The sequence below is a fragment of the Rhodoferax sp. LS1P39 genome, from assembly GCF_056521425.1.
Window position 1 is genome coordinate 559,448 of record NZ_JBWMAV010000002.1, and the last position, 15,579, is coordinate 575,026.

The 15,579-nt window shown below is 61.9% G+C and carries 14 protein-coding genes; 4 read left to right on the plus strand and 10 right to left on the minus strand.

Annotated features, from left to right (window positions below; genetic code table 11):
* Positions 1–8: 8 nt before the first annotated feature.
* The 3 genes from epsE to AC097O_RS05995 form a co-directional block, all read right to left on the minus strand.
* The gene (epsE, locus tag AC097O_RS05985) at positions 9–827 is read right to left on the minus strand and encodes a polysaccharide export protein EpsE (protein WP_479591931.1); all 819 of its coding nucleotides are present in this window, start codon (positions 825–827) and stop codon (positions 9–11) included.
* A gap of 326 nt (positions 828–1,153) precedes the next feature.
* Positions 1,154–2,476, minus strand: a complete 1,323-nt coding sequence (locus tag AC097O_RS05990) for a UDP-glucose dehydrogenase family protein (protein WP_479591932.1) — start codon at positions 2,474–2,476, stop codon at positions 1,154–1,156.
* 347 nt (positions 2,477–2,823) lie between these two features.
* Entirely contained in the window at positions 2,824–3,222 is a 399-nt protein-coding gene (locus AC097O_RS05995) for a hypothetical protein (RefSeq protein ID WP_479591933.1), read from the minus strand.
* A 316-nt stretch (positions 3,223–3,538) separates the two neighbouring features.
* Here AC097O_RS05995 and AC097O_RS06000 point away from each other — a divergent pair, with 316 nt between their 5' ends.
* Positions 3,539–4,840, plus strand: a complete 1,302-nt coding sequence (locus AC097O_RS06000) for an undecaprenyl-phosphate glucose phosphotransferase (RefSeq protein WP_479591934.1) — start codon at positions 3,539–3,541, stop codon at positions 4,838–4,840.
* Positions 4,841–4,905: 65 nt separating this feature from the next.
* On the opposite strand, the gene folK is transcribed toward AC097O_RS06000, so the two are convergent.
* Genes folK through AC097O_RS06025 form a run of 5 tightly spaced genes read right to left on the minus strand, consistent with a single transcriptional unit; the run spans position 4,906 to position 9,317 of the window.
* Positions 4,906–5,358: a 2-amino-4-hydroxy-6-hydroxymethyldihydropteridine diphosphokinase gene (folK, locus tag AC097O_RS06005; RefSeq protein ID WP_479591935.1), complete on the minus strand. Its 453-nt coding sequence runs from the start codon at positions 5,356–5,358 to the stop codon at positions 4,906–4,908.
* A 4-nt stretch (positions 5,359–5,362) separates the two neighbouring features.
* Positions 5,363–6,886, minus strand: a complete 1,524-nt coding sequence (pcnB, locus tag AC097O_RS06010) for a polynucleotide adenylyltransferase PcnB (protein ID WP_479591936.1) — start codon at positions 6,884–6,886, stop codon at positions 5,363–5,365.
* The gene (locus tag AC097O_RS06015; protein WP_479591937.1) at positions 6,883–7,557 is read right to left on the minus strand and encodes a histidinol-phosphatase; all 675 of its coding nucleotides are present in this window, start codon (positions 7,555–7,557) and stop codon (positions 6,883–6,885) included. The genes pcnB and AC097O_RS06015 overlap by 4 nt, the downstream gene beginning before the upstream one ends.
* A gap of 11 nt (positions 7,558–7,568) precedes the next feature.
* On the minus strand, positions 7,569–8,240 hold the full coding sequence (gene hda, locus AC097O_RS06020) for a DnaA regulatory inactivator Hda (RefSeq protein ID WP_479589437.1): 672 nt from the start codon (positions 8,238–8,240) through the stop codon (positions 7,569–7,571).
* Positions 8,241–8,246: 6 nt separating this feature from the next.
* A complete protein-coding gene (locus tag AC097O_RS06025) occupies positions 8,247–9,317 on the minus strand; it encodes an AI-2E family transporter (RefSeq protein ID WP_479591938.1) in 1,071 nt (356 codons plus the stop codon).
* A gap of 187 nt (positions 9,318–9,504) precedes the next feature.
* Here AC097O_RS06025 and purM point away from each other — a divergent pair, with 187 nt between their 5' ends.
* Together purM and AC097O_RS06035 are read left to right on the plus strand one after the other, a co-directional pair.
* Positions 9,505–10,545: a phosphoribosylformylglycinamidine cyclo-ligase gene (gene purM / locus AC097O_RS06030; RefSeq protein WP_479591939.1), complete on the plus strand. Its 1,041-nt coding sequence runs from the start codon at positions 9,505–9,507 to the stop codon at positions 10,543–10,545.
* Between the two features lie 76 nt (positions 10,546–10,621).
* A complete protein-coding gene (locus tag AC097O_RS06035; protein ID WP_479591940.1) occupies positions 10,622–11,878 on the plus strand; it encodes a PilT/PilU family type 4a pilus ATPase in 1,257 nt (418 codons plus the stop codon).
* On the opposite strand, the gene AC097O_RS06040 is transcribed toward AC097O_RS06035, so the two are convergent.
* Positions 11,875–13,173, minus strand: a complete 1,299-nt coding sequence (locus tag AC097O_RS06040; RefSeq protein ID WP_479591941.1) for a hemolysin family protein — start codon at positions 13,171–13,173, stop codon at positions 11,875–11,877. The two genes, AC097O_RS06035 and AC097O_RS06040, sit on opposite strands and share 4 nt — an antisense overlap.
* Positions 13,174–13,196: 23 nt before the next feature.
* Between AC097O_RS06040 and AC097O_RS06045 the strand changes: the two genes are divergently transcribed.
* On the plus strand, positions 13,197–14,042 hold the full coding sequence (locus AC097O_RS06045) for a symmetrical bis(5'-nucleosyl)-tetraphosphatase (protein WP_479591942.1): 846 nt from the start codon (positions 13,197–13,199) through the stop codon (positions 14,040–14,042).
* Here the strand turns inward: AC097O_RS06045 and AC097O_RS06050 are convergent.
* Positions 14,039–15,499: a DEAD/DEAH box helicase gene (locus AC097O_RS06050; protein ID WP_479591943.1), complete on the minus strand. Its 1,461-nt coding sequence runs from the start codon at positions 15,497–15,499 to the stop codon at positions 14,039–14,041. The genes AC097O_RS06045 and AC097O_RS06050 overlap by 4 nt on opposite strands.
* Positions 15,500–15,579 lie beyond the last annotated feature (80 nt).

Here is a 15,579-nt window from a genome sequence, read left to right on the forward strand (position 1 = left end):
GGGCGTGCCTAGAAAAGGCTTTCACGGATGTAAAGCACATCGTTGGGAAGAACCGGATCGGTCATGGGCGGAGAAATTTCTTCCACGCGGCCCGCAGCATTTTTGCGGTGCAGGCGCACGCCTCTTTCGGTGCCGCGCAAGGTGGGGCCACCGCCGGTGGCCAGTGCCTGCATGACGGTCATGCCGCGTTCGATGCGGTACACACCTGAGCGCTGTGCTTCGCCGTAGATATAGAAAACCGGCGCACGCGGCACATACACCGTGTCGCCACCCATCACCAGAATATCTTCGTCGGGTCGGTCGGTCAGGTAAAGCGAAGGGATGTCTATCTCTTTGCGGAAAGGCTTGCCCTCACGCAAGCCGGTGATGATGACCACATCGCCACCGCCCGGAGAAGCTCCCCCACCGGTGATAGCACCACCGGCGGCAGCCAAAATGTCACTGACGCGCGTGTTGACAATTTCCAGCGGAAAACGCCCAGGCTTGGTGACCTGCCCCAGCACAGACACCTGGCTACCGCGCACCAGCAAAAGAATGATGTTGACCTGGGGTTTGCGAACAAAGCCCCCTTGCACCAGGGCATCTGCAATTTTTTGCTCTGCGGCACCGATAGACAAGCCACCCAATTGAACCGCCCCCACCAGCGGATAGGTAATGGCGCCGCCCTCTGAAACACGGGCTTCAATAGTGAGATCTGGATTCTGAAAAACCTGGACACGGATGGTGTCGCCAGCACCCAGCACGAATTCCTGCTTTGGCTGTGCCCAGGCGTTGATAGCGAATAAAGCGATGGATAAAAAGAATGCGCGAACCAGACGGTGGGTCATAAGATTTTGGAGGAACTTTCTGGGGAAACAGCAGGCCCGCTGATTAGCGTACAAACCTGGTTCAACATACAAATTTCAATAGCGGCGTTTTGTTGCACCCAAATGGCCTAGCGACTCACTTTACCAGTCGGGTGTTACAGGCCCTGGTTTCCCCCAAAATGGCTATCACACCTTGGAATATTTGACGACAGACAAAATGCAAAAATTAATATTCCTTTTGCGCTCTTGGTAACAGTTTTGGCACTTTCTGAGAACTTTAGCTTACTTTGCTGCACTGCACAATGACTGCGTCGGAACCTTTGCGTAACAAATAATCTCGCGCCCGCTCATGCCCGGCCGATACTGAAATACTCAATACCCAGGTCTCTTACCAAGGCCGGGTCGTACAAATTGCGCCCATCAAACACCACGGGTTGGCGCATACGGCTCTTGATGGCATCGAAATCGGGGCTGCGGAATTCTTTCCACTCCGTCACGATGACCAGGGCATCGGCACCATCCAGAGCGCTTTTGGGGCGGCCTGCGAAGCTCAGGCGCGGCTCATCGCCAAAAATGCGCTCCGCTTCGGTCATGGCCACAGGGTCGTAGGCGGTGACGGTGGCACCGCGACGCAACAACTCGGCCACCACAACCCGGCTGGGGGCGTCGCGCATGTCGTCGGTATTGGGCTTGAAAGCCAAACCCCACAGCGCAAAGCGCCGACCCGACAGGTCTTCACCAAAGCGCTGGATTATTTTTTGGACCAGCACATGCTTTTGCGCATCGTTGGCTTCTTCTACAGCGCTCAAAACGCGCAAGACATTGCCATGCTGGCCGGCGGTTTTGATCAGCGCCTTGACATCTTTCGGGAAACAGGAGCCACCGTAGCCGCAGCCCGAGTAGAGAAAGTGGCTGCCAATACGCGGGTCACTTCCGATGCCCATGCGCACCAATTCAATATCGGCCCCCAGGGCTTCGGCCAGATTGGCCAACTCGTTCATGAAGCTGATGCGCGTGGCCAGCATGGCGTTGGCCGCATATTTGGTGAGCTCTGCCGAGCGAACATCCATGAGGACCAGCTTTTCGTGGTTGCGCTGAAAAGGTCCGTAGAGCTGGCGCATGAGGCCAATGGCCTTGTCGTCATCCGCGCCGACCACAATACGGTCCGGGCGCATGAAGTCTTCAATGGCGGCGCCTTCCTTCAAAAACTCGGGGTTGGACACCACGCTGAAATCAAGGCCGCTGTCGCGGGCGGCCAACTCAGCCTGTATCGCTGCGCGGACCTTGTCTGCGGTGCCCACGGGTACGGTGGATTTGTCGACCACCACGCGGTAGCCGTCCATGTGCTTGCCGATGTTGCGCGCCGCAGCCAATACATATTTGAGATCGGCGGAGCCGTCTTCGTCGGGGGGGGTGCCTACGGCGATGAACTGGATGGCACCAAATTGGGCCGCGCGCTGGGTATCGGTGGTGAACGACAGCCGCCCCGCCTCGACGTTGCGCCGCACGACTTCCTGCAGGCCAGGTTCGTGGATAGGGATACCGCCTTCTTCCAGGATCTTGATCTTGGTCGGGTCTACATCCAGGCACAACACGTCGTTGCCCACGTCGGCCAGACAAGCGCCCGACACAAGGCCCACATAGCCGGTACCAATGACCGTGATCTTCATAACAGACGCCCTTTAGTCAAATTCCAAAACATTCAGCAATTGCCGCAATGGCCACACCGCCCAACAAACTACGCACCATTTTGGCACTGTGCCATGACCATCAAGATTCCAGACACGCTTTTGCAACGCCGCAAAAACACAGATCTCTGTGGATGCAAGCACAGAAAACAGCTTAAACCGGAGAGAGTGCGAGGCCTAAGGCACAGAGGTTTGGCAAAGTACAAAGGCCCGTGCCGCAGACTCCAAAAGACCCGAAAGAAGCCCGAGTGTCCTGGGCACCGGCGAAGCACCAACCCGGGGCGTTGCCTGCTCGCTGTAAGAAAAGTAAAAATTGAAACCAAAAACTCTTAAGACATTCGCCGCAGAGCAATCACACCGACAAGCACCAGCCCCGCTATCAACATACGCAGATCAACCTCAGTAGCCTCTTCGGTGCGATCCATCGCAGCAGGTGCCGAGAAAGCCGCTTTGTCGTCGGTACGGCTACGCAGTAGCGGAGAGGACAAGGACACCTTCACCATGCTCCCGCCTTGTAGAGAATCTACAAGTGCATCCATTCCAGCCGTGTCCTTCGCAATCCCCAAACCTGCCGACAAAACAGACTGGTGCGCCGTTGCATTGACCGCTGTCGCTGCCCAGGCACCTGATGCCGATGCAAGGCAAAGCACGAAACTCGCGATGATTTTGATCAGGTTGGCCATAAAAAACTCCAGCGTTAAATTTGGATGAAAAGCAATCAGCAACATCCATGCCCAACCGATGGTAAACCCTTAATTTGCCAAAAAATGCCCAATCAAAACAATATGTTGCATTGCAACAATATTTTTTACACTTACGTCTGGCCACGCTAAGATGGCTGAAATGTAAAAAATACCGACATGGCATACAACTTTTGAACACATGCGAAGCGCAGATATCGCTACATTTGTGCATACATTTCACTAAAAGGCTTTGTTTTTCTACTTGCCCATGATCAACGCTCTTGACAAACACAAAAATTTCTTACGCCCGAGCTTTACGCTAACCAGCGCCATTGAGGCATTTCTCGATCCATTGATTGCAATGGCCACGTTGGCAGCCTGCCTGGCGTGGTTTGCGCACCCGCCTTCGGCGCGCTATCTCATCTTGGGCGTGATCACGTTTTCTTTATCGTTCCCCGGCAACGTTGGTTTCCATGAAATCCCGCGGCGCATGGTGCGTAAGTTATTGACCAATTGGCTGGTGTTTTTGGTGATTCTGGGCGGCTTTGGCCTTGCCACCGGCTATGCGCAGACGTTTACCCGACCGGTGTTGGTTGCTTGGGCCATCGTCACGCCGTTTGTGCAAATTGGCAGCCACTTTTTTCTGCGCTGGGCCATGCCCAAAGCAATTGCCAAGAGCGGTCAACAGCGAAAAGTGGTGATCACAGGTGTGAATGAAGTCGGACTTCGCTTATTGCGGGAGTTTGAATCCAACCCCTACCTGAACACCCAGGTATTGGGGTTTTTTGACGACCGTAATTCAGAACGTTTGAGCGAGCTCGGCAGCGTACCGATGCTGGGACGCATGGCCGACTTGGCTGACTACATGAAAGAAACCGATGTGGAGGCCATCTATTTGGCGCTGCCCATGGCTTCGCAGCCCCGCATTTTGAGCGTGCTGGACGATCTGAAGGACACCACGGCATCGATCTATTTTGTGCCCGACATCTTCATGACCGACCTGATCCAGGGGCGGCTGACGAATGTAGGCCCCATGCCTGTGATGGCGGTGTGCGAAACCCCGTTCAACGGCACCAGCGGACTGGTGAAGCGTGCCTCCGACATTGTGATTTCGCTGCTGGTGTTGCTGCTGGGTGCGCCGATTTTTCTGCTGCTGGCCCTGGCGGTCAAACTCACTTCGCCCGGCCCGATCATCTTCAAACAGCGCCGCTACGGGCTGGATGGCAAAGAGATTTTGGTCTACAAGTTTCGCTCGATGACCACCGAAGACAACGGTGCTGTCGTCAAGCAGGCGACCAAGAACGACAGCCGCATCACCCCCTTGGGCAATATTTTGCGCAAGACGTCGCTGGATGAGCTGCCGCAGTTCCTCAACGTGCTGCAAGGCCGCATGAGCATCGTGGGGCCGCGCCCGCATGCGGTGGCGCACAACGAGACCTACCGCAAGCTGGTCAAGGGCTACATGGTGCGGCACAAGGTAAAGCCTGGCATTACCGGCTGGGCGCAGGTCAGCGGCTACCGCGGCGAGACGGACACCATCGACAAAATGGAAAAGCGCATCGAGTACGACCTGGAGTACCTGCGCAACTGGTCGCTGGGGTTTGACCTGTGGATCATCGTGAAAACCGTGCTGGTGGTTTTGAACGACAAAAAAGCGTACTGAAGACGTACGCTACAGGTTTAATAGCTGCTCGCGCTTATGGAATAAGCGCTAGCGGCCTATTTTTCTTATAGCTTCTCCACCACCTGCTCCCGCACCGCCCTGAGCTGTTTGGCGCTGACGTGCTGTGGTGCGATCTCAGCCAGGGGCCGCAGCACAAAGGCCCGCTCCTGCATGCGCGGATGGGGGATGGTCAATGCCGGGCTGCTGACCTGCCCGCTGCCAAACAACAAAATGTCCAGATCCAGCGTGCGCGGCGCGTTGCGGTAGGGGCGTTTGCGACCTGCTGAGCGCTCTACATTTTGCAGCTGCTCCAGCAGGTGTGGCGGGCACAGGGTGGTTAAAACCTCTACAACAGCGTTGACGTAGTCGGGCCCGTCGGAGTCGATGGGCGTGGTGAGGTACAGCGCAGACCGGTGCACCACTTGGGTGCCGGGCAAGGCGTGGATGCTGTCCATGGCCTTGCGCACGGTGCTGGCGGCATCGCCCAGGTTGGCACCCAGGGCGATGTAGGCAGTCACCGGCTCAGGCATCGGAGCCTGGTGCGGCACCAGCACCGCCGGGCTTGCGGCGGCGGCGGCGTTTTTTGGGGGCGGCGTCGGGATCGGTCTGGGGCGCCGCGTCTGCAGTAGCACCGGCACTGGCCACGGGCACCACGCGGGGCACGCGCACCGGCTTCTGGCGGCGGGCCTGCTCTTCGCGGGCCTGGGCCAGCAGGTCTTCGCGCTGGTCGTCGCTGCCGGTGGTGAACTCTTGCCACCAGTCGGCGATCAGCTGGTCGACTTCTCCGGCATCGGCGCGCAGGCGCATGAAGTCGAAAGCGGCGCGGAAGCGCGGCTGGTCGATCATGCCGTAGGGGCCGCTGCCCACGCGTTTCTCGAAGCGGGGTTGCATGAGCCAGGTTTCGCGCATGTCCCCGGCCAGGCGGCCCCGGCCTGAGACGTCGCCGATGCGGGCGTTGAACACGTCTTCCACCGCGTCTTGCAGCGCCGCAAACGAGGGCTGCTGGCCCGAGCGGGCGGCCCAGCCGTCGCGCACGTCGGCCCACAGCACGCAGGCCAGCAGGAAGCTGGGCGCGACCGGTTTGCCCTCGCCCACGCGGCGGTCGGTGTCTTGCAGGGCGGCCAGCACAAAGGGCTGGTCGGCGCGCTCCACCACCACATCCAGCAGCGGGTAGATGCCGGTGGCCATGCCGAGCTTGCGCAGCTGGGCGATGGTGGCCACGGCGTGGCCGGTTTGCAGCAGCTTGAGCATTTCGTCAAACAAACGGCTTTGCGGCACGTCGGCCAGCAGCTTTTGCGAATTCACCAGCGGGGCGGCGGTTTTGGGCTCAAGTGCGAAGCCCAGCGGGCCCAGCTTGGCGGAGAAGCGCACGGCGCGGATGATGCGCACCGGGTCTTCGCGGTAGCGGGTGGCGGGGTCGCCAATCATGCGGATGACTTTGTTTTTGCTGTCCTTCAGGCCACCGTGGTAGTCCACCACGATCTGGCTCTGGGGGTCGTAGTACATGGCGTTGATGGTGAAGTCGCGGCGCACCGCGTCTTCTTCCTGCGGGCCCCAGACGTTGTCGCGCAGAACGCGGCCACTGGAGTCCACCGCGTGCTTCATGTTGGCCAGCTCGCTCTTGCTGGTGCGCTCGTTGCCCGCAACCTGCTCGGCGGCGGCGTTGTCCATGTAGGCGCGGAAGGTGGAGACTTCGATGACTTCGTTCTCGCGGCCCCGGCCATAGACCACGTGGACGATGCGAAAGCGCCGCCCGATGATGAAGGCGCGGCGAAACAGGCCTTTGACCTGCTCGGGCGTGGCGTTGGTGGCCACGTCGAAGTCTTTGGGCCGCAGGCCGACCAGCAGGTCGCGCACTGCACCGCCGACGATGTAGGCCTCAAAACCGGCCTGCTGCAGGGTGCTGACCACGTTGAGGGCGCGCTCGTCGACCAGGTTGGGGTTGATGCCGTGCTCGGAGACGGGGATTTCGACGCGTTTGCCAAACTTGGGCGTTTTGGCGGCAGGCTTTTTGCCGAGTATTTTGTCGATGAAGGTCTTGATCATGGTTGCTCAGTAAACAGGTCCAGTATGCGCCAGCCGCGCTGGGTGGCGATGGCGCGCAGGGGCGCATCGGGATTGGTGGCCACCGGGTGCTGCACTTTTTCGAGCAGGGCCAGGTCGTTGATGGAGTCGGAGTAGAAGGTGGCGTCCACGTCGTGCCAGCTTAAGCCCCGTGCGGCCAGCCAGTTCTCGACGCGGGTGATCTTGCCTTCGCGGAACGACGGCACGCCCTGGATCTGGCCGGTCATCCAGCCATCGGCACCGTGCTCCAGGTCGACCGCGATGAGCTCGGCCACGCCCAGGGCATCGGCGATGGGGCGGGTGACGAAGGTGTTGGTGGCGGTGACGATGATGATCTGGTCGCCCGCGTCCTGGTGCTGTTTGAGCAGATCGCGCGCCACGGGTTGTATGGCCGGCAGGATCACCGTGCGCATGAAATCGGCGTGGGCAGCTATGGATTTTGCAGCACCATGCTTGCGCGCGGCTTCGGTGGCAAACAGCACGTACTCGGCAATGTCAAGCGTGCCGGCCTTGTAGTGGGCGTAGAAGTAGTCGTTGCGCTGCTTGAAGGCCACCGGGTCGGCCCAGCCGATGGTGGCGGTGTAGTCGCCCCAGGCGTAGTCGGAGTCCAGGGGCAGCAAGGTGTGGTCGAGGTCGAACAGGGCCAGTTTCATGGGGGTCACTTTCAGATTGTTTCCAGCATGGATTTAACCAAAGGGATGGTGATGGCGCGCTGGGTTTGCAGGGCGTAGCGGTCCAGGTGTTCCAGCAGCTGCATCAGGCTGCCCAGGTCGCGGCTGAAGCGGCGCAGCAGGTAGTCCACCACCTCGGCGCTCAGCGCCACGCCACGGGCCTGCGCCTCCTGGCCCAGCACGGTGCGCAGCTCGGCTTCGCTGAGCAGTTGCAGGGCAAACACATTGCCACCACCCAGGCGGGTGCGCAGGTCTTCACGCAGTTGCAGGTCGGCCGGCGGCACGTCGCCCGCGCCCAGCACCCAGCAGCTACAGGTTTGCGCGTTGACAAACCACTTGAAGGCCATGTGCTGCTGCGCGGGGTTGTACAGGTGCACGTCGTCCAGCAGCACCGCCGCCCAGGCGTCGTCGAATTCGGGTGGCTCGTAGACGCTGGGGTCCATCCAGCCCACGCGCGCGGCCTGCATGCGGTAGGCCTCGCGCACGGCGCGCAGCATATGGGTTTTGCCGGTGGCGGGGCCGCCCCACAGGTAGGTTTGCAGCGGGCGACCGGTAGCCACCACGGCCTGCTGCACATGCTGCAGCGCCGCCGCGTTGGGGCCACCAAAGAAGTTGGCCAGCGTGGGGCTGGTGCCCAGGCCGATATCGAGTACCAGTTGCTGCATCCTGACCTATCCCTGGTACAGCCTGCTGGCCAGGTAGCTGTCGCGGATGCGGCGTATGGCCACCAACAGCACGGCGCTGGCGGGCAGCGCTACCAAAATACCCACAAAGCCAAACACCTGGCCAAAGGCCAGCAGGGCAAAAATCACCGCCAGCGGGTGCAGGCCGATGCGCTCACCCACCAGCCGGGGCGTGAGAAACAGGCTCTCCACAAACTGGCCAATGCCAAACACCACCGCCACCATGACCACCGCCTTGATGGACGCAAACTGCAGCAGCCCGGCCAGCGCTGCCAGCACCAAGCCCACGCCAAAGCCCAGATACGGCACAAACATGGCCAGCCCGGTAAACAGGCCGATGGGCAGGCCCAGATCCAGCCCGAACAGCGACAGGCCGATGGCGTAGAACGCCGCCATGATCAGCATCACCAGCAACTGGCCGCGCAGGTACTGGCCCAGCACCTCGTCGGCCTCGGCCACAAAGCTGTCAAAACCCGGGCGCACGCGGGTGGGTACCAGCGATACCAGCTGGGCGATGAAGCGGTCCCAGTCCATCAGCAGGTAAAACAGCGCCACCGGAATCAGCACCAGGTTGCCCAGCACCGCCATGGCCACGCTACCACCCAGCCGCACCGACGACACCAATGAGCCCAGCGCGTCTTCCACATTCGCGTTGAGGTACTTGAACACAAAAGCCTTGATGCTGACCGGATCGAGCGCCACCTTCACACCCAGCTGGGCCAGCAGGGGCTTGAGCCAGTTGGCCAGGCCGTCCAGCAGCAAGGGCAGCTGCTCGCGCATCAAGGGCGCTTCCTTGACCAGGATGGGCACGATCAGCAGCAGGATGGCCAGCATCACCACGATGAACAGCAGCTCCACCACGGCCACCGCCAGCGCGCGCGGCACGCGGCCCCGGCACAGGCTGTCGAGCCGGTCTACCAGCGGCGTGAGCATGTAGGCCAGCACGGCAGCCACCACAAACGGGGTCAGCACCGGCCCCAGCAGCCACAGGGCCAGCACGGCCACCACGGCGATCGAGAACCAGGCCAGGGCGCGCCGTTGGGTAGAGGTAAATTGCATCGGATGGAGGGTGTGGGGCTCAGTGTGGAATGAAAACAGAGATTCGGGCCAATTCGGCGGCATGCCGCCTGCCCTTAAAATCCGTGCAAATTGTAGAGGGCTACGCGGGCAAATCCCGCTGGCCCTGATATCTGGGCGGTTTTACCGCCCTCCACCTCTTGATTCACCCCGCGTGAACGCACCGACCATGACTTCTTCCCACACCGCCCCCCTCTCCTACAAAGACGCAGGGGTCGACATCGACGCAGGCGACGCGCTGGTCGAACGCATCAAACCTTTGGCCAAAAAGACCATGCGCGAAGGCGTGCTGGCGGGCATTGGCGGCTTTGGCGCGCTGTTTGAAGTGCCCAAGCGCTACAAAGAGCCGGTGCTGGTGAGCGGCACCGACGGCGTGGGCACCAAGCTGCGCCTGGCGTTTGAGTGGAACATGCACGACACCGTGGGCATCGACCTGGTGGCCATGAGCGTCAACGACGTGCTGGTGCAAGGTGCCGAGCCGCTGTTTTTCCTGGACTACTTTGCCTGCGGCAAGCTGGACGTGGACACCGCCGCGGCCGTGGTGGGCGGCATCGCCAAGGGCTGCGAACTGAGCGGCTGCGCGCTGATTGGCGGCGAAACCGCAGAAATGCCCGGCATGTACCCTGCGGGCGAGTACGACCTGGCCGGTTTTGCCGTGGGCGCGGTCGAAAAATCCAAGATCCTGACGGGCCGCGACATCCAGCCCGGCGACGTGGTGCTCGGCCTGGCCAGCAGCGGCGTGCACTCCAACGGCTTCAGCCTGGTGCGCAAGTGCATCGAGCGCGCCGGTGACGCAGCCCCGGCCACGCTGGACGGCAAGCCCTTCAAGCAAGCCCTGATGGAGCCCACCCGCCTGTACGTGAAAAACGTGCTGGCCGCGCTGGCCGAGCACCCCATCAAGGCCCTGGCCCACATCACCGGCGGCGGCCTGCTGGAGAACATCCCCCGCGTGCTGCCCGAAGGCACGGCAGCGCACCTGGTCAAGGGCAGCTGGCCCCAGACCGAGCTGTTTGCCTGGCTGCAAACCACCGCCGGTATCGACGACTTCGAGATGAACCGCACCTTCAACAACGGCATTGGCATGGTGGTGGTGGTGGACGCGGCGAACGCTGCCGCCACCGCAGCCACTCTGCGTGGCCTGGGCGAGGCTGTTTACCAGATCGGCGTGATCGGCGCACGCGGCGAAGGCGCTGCGGTAGTGGTAGCGTAAATTTATACAAAATGGACTGCCAGCGCTTATTCCTTAAGCGTGAGCAGCTATTTAAAATGTAGCATAGAGGTCCGCCATGTCCGCACTTACCGAAGACCAGGCCCGCAGCTACATGCACAAGCTGCTGGCGGCAATGCACCAGGCGGGCGGCTCGGACCTGTTCATCGCCAGCGACTTCGCGCCCAGCATGAAGGCGCACGGCGAGATGAAGGCGCTGTCCGCCCAAAAGCTCAGCGGCGATGTCACCCGCATGCTGGCCCAGTCGCTGATGAACGAGCGGCAAAACGCCGAGTTCGCCAAGGAAATGGAGTGCAACTTCGCCATGGCACTGCCGGGCGTGGCGCGGTTTCGGGTGAATGTGTTTGTGCAGCAGCAAAACGTCAGCATGGTGATCCGCACCATTGCGGCCGAGATTCCCAGCTTTGCCACGTTGGCGCTGCCGCCGGTGCTGAAGGAAGTCATCATGCACAAGCGCGGGCTGGTGCTGGTGGTGGGCGGCACGGGCTCGGGCAAGTCCACATCGTTGGCGGCCATGATCGACCACCGCAACAGCAGCTCAGGCGGCCACATCATCACCGTGGAAGACCCGGTGGAGTACGTACACACCTCCAAGATGTCGCTGGTGAGCCACCGCGAGGTGGGGGTGGACACGCATTCCTGGCACCACGCGCTGAAGAACACCCTGCGCCAGGCCCCGGACGTGATCTTGATCGGCGAAATCCGCGACCCGCAGACCATGGAGCACGCGATTGCCTTCGCCGAAACCGGCCACCTGTGCCTGGCCACGCTGCACGCCAACAGTGCCAACCAGGCGCTGGACCGCATCATCAACTTCTTCCCCGAAGAGCGGCGCAACCAGCTGCTGATGGACTTGTCGGCCAATCTGCGCGCCATTGTGTCGCAGCGGCTGGTACGCACCGAAGACGGCAAGGGCCGCCGTGCGGCGGTAGAGATTTTGCTCAACACCCCGCTGGTGGCCGACCGTATCTTCAAAGGCCAGTTTGGCGACCTCAAGGCGCTGATGGAAAAATCGCGCGAACTGGGCATGCGCACCTTCGACTGGGCGCTGTTCGAGCTGTACAACGACGGCCAGATCTCCTACGAGGAAGCCCTGCGCAACGCCGACTCCACCAACGAGCTGCGCCTGAACATGAAGCTCAAGAGCGCCCGGGGCGAGCCCGCCACGGCGGGCGGCATGGAGCTGACGTTTGACAAGGCGCTAACCGCCGAAGAAATCGAAGCCCTGCGCGCCGAAGAGCTGCTCAAGCAGCAGCAAAAACGCCGCCAGATGGAAGACGAGCAGCTGGCCCGGCTGCGCCAGGCAAAAACCTAATCCGCTACGGCCAGCGGCGAGGCCAGCACTTTGTCGATGCGCTTGCCGTCCAGGTCCACCACCTCAAACACCCAGCCTGCGCACTCGATGCGCTCGGCCGTGGCCAGCATGCGGCCCGACACCGACATCAGCAGGCCGGCCACGGTGTTGTAGCGGCCCCGGTCTTCTTCGGGCAGGTCTTTGATGTCCAGGCGCGACTTGAGCTCGTTGACCGGCATCAGCCCGTCCAGCAGCCAGGAGCCGTCTTCGCGCTCGGTGGCCCAGGCATCCGTCTGCGCACCGGGCTGCAGCTCGCCGGTGATGGCCTCCAGCAGGTCCCGCGGGGTCATCAGGCCCTGCACCACACCGTACTCGTCCACCACAAACACCATGCGGCCGGCTTTTTCGCGAAACTGCTCCAGCAGCTCCATGCCGCTCAGGGTCTCGGGCAAAAACGCGGCGGGCAATGCATGCGCCTCCACCGGGCCGGGCAAGTCAGGCCCCAGCTCCAGCAGGCGGCCCACGCTGATCACGCCGACCACATCGTCCAGCGACCCCCGGCACACCGGGTACCAGGAGTGCGAGCCCTTGGCCGCGCTGCTGCTGGCCTTTTGCAGGCACTGCGCCACGGTGTGCGAGGCATCCATCCATTCCACGTCGGTGCGCGGCACCATCAGCGAGGTCAGAGGGCGCTCGTCGAGCCGGAACACGTTTTGCACCATCTGGTGCTCGTGCTCCTCGATCACGCCTGCGTCCACGCCCTCCTCCAGGCTGGCCACAATTTCTTCTTCGGTAACGGCACGACCGGCCGCGTTGTCGATACGCAGCAGCTTCAGCACCGCGTGGGTGCTGACCGATAGCAGGCGCACAAAGGGTTTGGCCCCCGAGGCCACATAGGTCATGGGGCGCGACACATGGCGCGCCACCAGCTCGGGGTACAACTGGCCAATGCGCTTGGGCACCAGCTCGCCAAATACGATGGTGATGAAGGTGATCACCGTGACCACCACCACCGTGGCGGTCACATCGGCGGCCCCCACGGCGACACCGAAACTCTGCACCCAGGCCGACACGCCGTCGCTGAAAGCGGCCTCGCCCAAAATACCGTTGACCATGCCGATCGAGGTGATGCCCACCTGCACCGACGACAGAAACTGCGTGGGGTTTTCCAGCAACACCAGGGCCGCCCTGGCCCCCTTGTCCCCCGACTCGGCCATGGCCGTCAACCGCGCCTTGCGGCTGGAAGCCAGCGCCAGCTCTGACATCGAAAACACGCCGTTGAGCAAGGTCAACAGCAAAATCAGCAATAAATCCATGGATCTTCAAACAAAATGAACACATGGCACTTTACTTGATTGGGGATTTGCAGGGCTGCGATAGTCCGCTGCAACGGCTTTTGGACCGGCTGGACTTCTCGCCCAGCCGCGACACCCTGTATTTTTTGGGCGACCTGGTGAACCGCGGCCCGTCTTCTTTAGAAGTGCTGCGCCGCCTGATGGGCTATGGCGATGCCGCCCGCTGCCTGCTGGGCAACCACGACCTGCATTTGCTGGCCGCCGCCCATGGCATCCGCCCCACCCACCGCCTGGACACGCTGCAAGGCATCCTGCAGGCCCCAGACCGCGCCGCGCTGCTCGACTGGCTACGCCACCAGCGCCTGGCCCTGCGCGAGACGCTGGAGGGCCAGGACATCCTGATGGTGCACGCCGGAGTGCTGCCCAGCTGGAGCGCGGCCCAGACCATGGCGCTGGCAGGTGAAGTGGAGGCGGTGTTGCGCGGCCCCAACCTGGCCGCGTTTCTAGGCCAGATGTACGGCAACACCCCGGCGCAGTGGAGCGAGGCCTTGCAGGGCGCGGACCGGCTGCGGGTGATCGTGAATGCCCTGACACGGCTGCGCTTTTGCACCGCCGACGGCGTGATGGAATTCGACAGCAAGGAAGGCGCGGGCACCCGCCCCGAGGGCTACATGCCCTGGTTTGATGTGCCGGGCCGACAGACCGCCCACATGGCCGTGGCTTTTGGCCATTGGTCCACGCTGGGTTGGCTGGGACGCAGCGACCTGCTGTCGCTGGACACCGGCTGTGTATGGGGTGGATCGCTGAGCGCGCTGAAGATCGGGGCCAGCCCGGCCGCCAACGAACTCATCCAGGTGCGCTGCGAGCAGGCGCAGCGCCCAGGAAGTTAAGCTGCCACCGGCTGGGCAACGGCCTTGAACAAAGCCGCGACTTTGCGCTTGGGCTTGATGTTGGCGGAAATGCCTCGCACGGTAGCGTGCTTGGCCGCCGCTTCCCAGTTGGGAGCTACGGTAGTGGCCGTAGGTGCTTCGTAGGGCTTGTCAAAGAACGGATCGCGCGGCGCACTGTGGCGCTGGGGACGCACGTTATGTTGTGGGGGGCGCGGCGCATCGATCACATCGCGCGGATCATCACCACCCCAGGCGCGGCGACCGTCGTTGATACGGCCTTGTTCGCGGATCTTGGGGGTGTCTTCTTCGAATTCCATGGCTTCGAGTTCGATCTTGGTCTTGATCAGCTTCTCGATATCGGCCACCAGGCGTGCATCGCTGCCCGCCACAAAGCTCACCGCCAAGCCCGATGCACCGGCACGGCCGGTACGGCCAATGCGGTGCACATAGTCTTCGGCATTGAATGGCACGTCAAAGTTGAACACCGCAGGCACGTCCTTGATGTCCAGGCCGCGCGCGGCCACATCGGTACACACCAACAAGTCCACTTCGCCCTTTTTGAACGCGTCCAGGGCTTTCAGGCGCTCGTCCTGGCTTTTATCACCGTGTAGGGCGGTGGTTTTCAGGCCTTCTTTTTCCAGCGAGCGGGCCAGGCGGGCGCAGCCCAGCTTGCTGTTCACAAACACAAAGGCCTGCTTCATGCCGCGCGATTTGAGCACCTGGTGCAGGGCACGGCGCTTGTCGTCGGCGTTGACGCTGTAGAAATGCTGCTCCACCGTGGAGGCGGTGGCATTGGAGCGGGCCACTTCGATGGTGACCGGGTCTTGCAGGTAGCTGCTGGCCAGACGCTTGATTTCGGGCGAGAACGTGGCCGAAAACAGCAAGGTGGTGCGCTGCTTGGGCAGGTAGCTCAGGATGCGCTGCAGGTCGGGCAAGAAACCGATGTCGAGCATGCGGTCGGCTTCGTCCAGCACCACGTATTCCACCTGGTTCAGTACCGCGTTCTTTGCTTCGATGTGGTCCAGCAGGCGGCCTGGGGTGGCGACCAGAATCTCCACGCCTTTTTTCAGCTCCAGCGTTTGCGGTTTCATGTCCATGCCGCCAAACACCACGGCGCTGCGCAGGTTGGTGTGCTTGGCATACGACTTGACGGCCTGGGCCACCTGGTCGGCCAGCTCGCGCGTGGGCAAGAGCACCAGGGCGCGCACCGGGTGGCGGGCGGGCGAGGTGGAGGCGTTTTCATGCTTGAGCATGCGTTGCAGCAAGGGCAGCGAGAAAGCTGCCGTCTTGCCGGTGCCGGTCTGGGCCGCGCCCATCACGTCACGGCCTTGCAACACCACCGGAATGGCTTGCGCCTGGATGGGTGTCATGGCGGTGTAGCCCATGTCGGCCACAGCACGTGACAGGGGTTCTGCAAGCTGCAGCTGCGAGAAAGAATCCAGGGGGGTATCGCTCATCAATTCCGGAGGGGTTGTGGCTATTCAAACAATAGCAAATTGCACCCACGTGGCGTGGGTAAACCCCGATTATCTCTGAA

Coding starts and splice junctions, on each gene's coding strand:
- epsE (WP_479591931.1), bottom strand. CDS start 827: ATGACCCACCGTCTGGTTCGCGCATTCTTTTTATCCATCGCTTTATTC.
- AC097O_RS05990 (WP_479591932.1), bottom strand. CDS start 2,476: ATGAAGATCACGGTCATTGGTACCGGCTATGTGGGCCTTGTGTCGGGC.
- AC097O_RS05995 (WP_479591933.1), bottom strand. CDS start 3,222: ATGTTGCTGATTGCTTTTCATCCAAATTTAACGCTGGAGTTTTTTATG.
- AC097O_RS06000 (WP_479591934.1), top strand. CDS start 3,539: ATGGCCACGTTGGCAGCCTGCCTGGCGTGGTTTGCGCACCCGCCTTCG.
- pcnB (WP_479591936.1), bottom strand. CDS start 6,886: ATGATCAAGACCTTCATCGACAAAATACTCGGCAAAAAGCCTGCCGCC.
- AC097O_RS06015 (WP_479591937.1), bottom strand. CDS start 7,557: ATGAAACTGGCCCTGTTCGACCTCGACCACACCTTGCTGCCCCTGGAC.
- hda (WP_479589437.1), bottom strand. CDS start 8,240: ATGCAGCAACTGGTACTCGATATCGGCCTGGGCACCAGCCCCACGCTG.
- AC097O_RS06025 (WP_479591938.1), bottom strand. CDS start 9,317: ATGCAATTTACCTCTACCCAACGGCGCGCCCTGGCCTGGTTCTCGATC.
- purM (WP_479591939.1), top strand. CDS start 9,505: ATGACTTCTTCCCACACCGCCCCCCTCTCCTACAAAGACGCAGGGGTC.
- AC097O_RS06035 (WP_479591940.1), top strand. CDS start 10,622: ATGTCCGCACTTACCGAAGACCAGGCCCGCAGCTACATGCACAAGCTG.
- AC097O_RS06040 (WP_479591941.1), bottom strand. CDS start 13,173: ATGGATTTATTGCTGATTTTGCTGTTGACCTTGCTCAACGGCGTGTTT.
- AC097O_RS06045 (WP_479591942.1), top strand. CDS start 13,197: ATGGCACTTTACTTGATTGGGGATTTGCAGGGCTGCGATAGTCCGCTG.
- AC097O_RS06050 (WP_479591943.1), bottom strand. CDS start 15,499: ATGAGCGATACCCCCCTGGATTCTTTCTCGCAGCTGCAGCTTGCAGAA.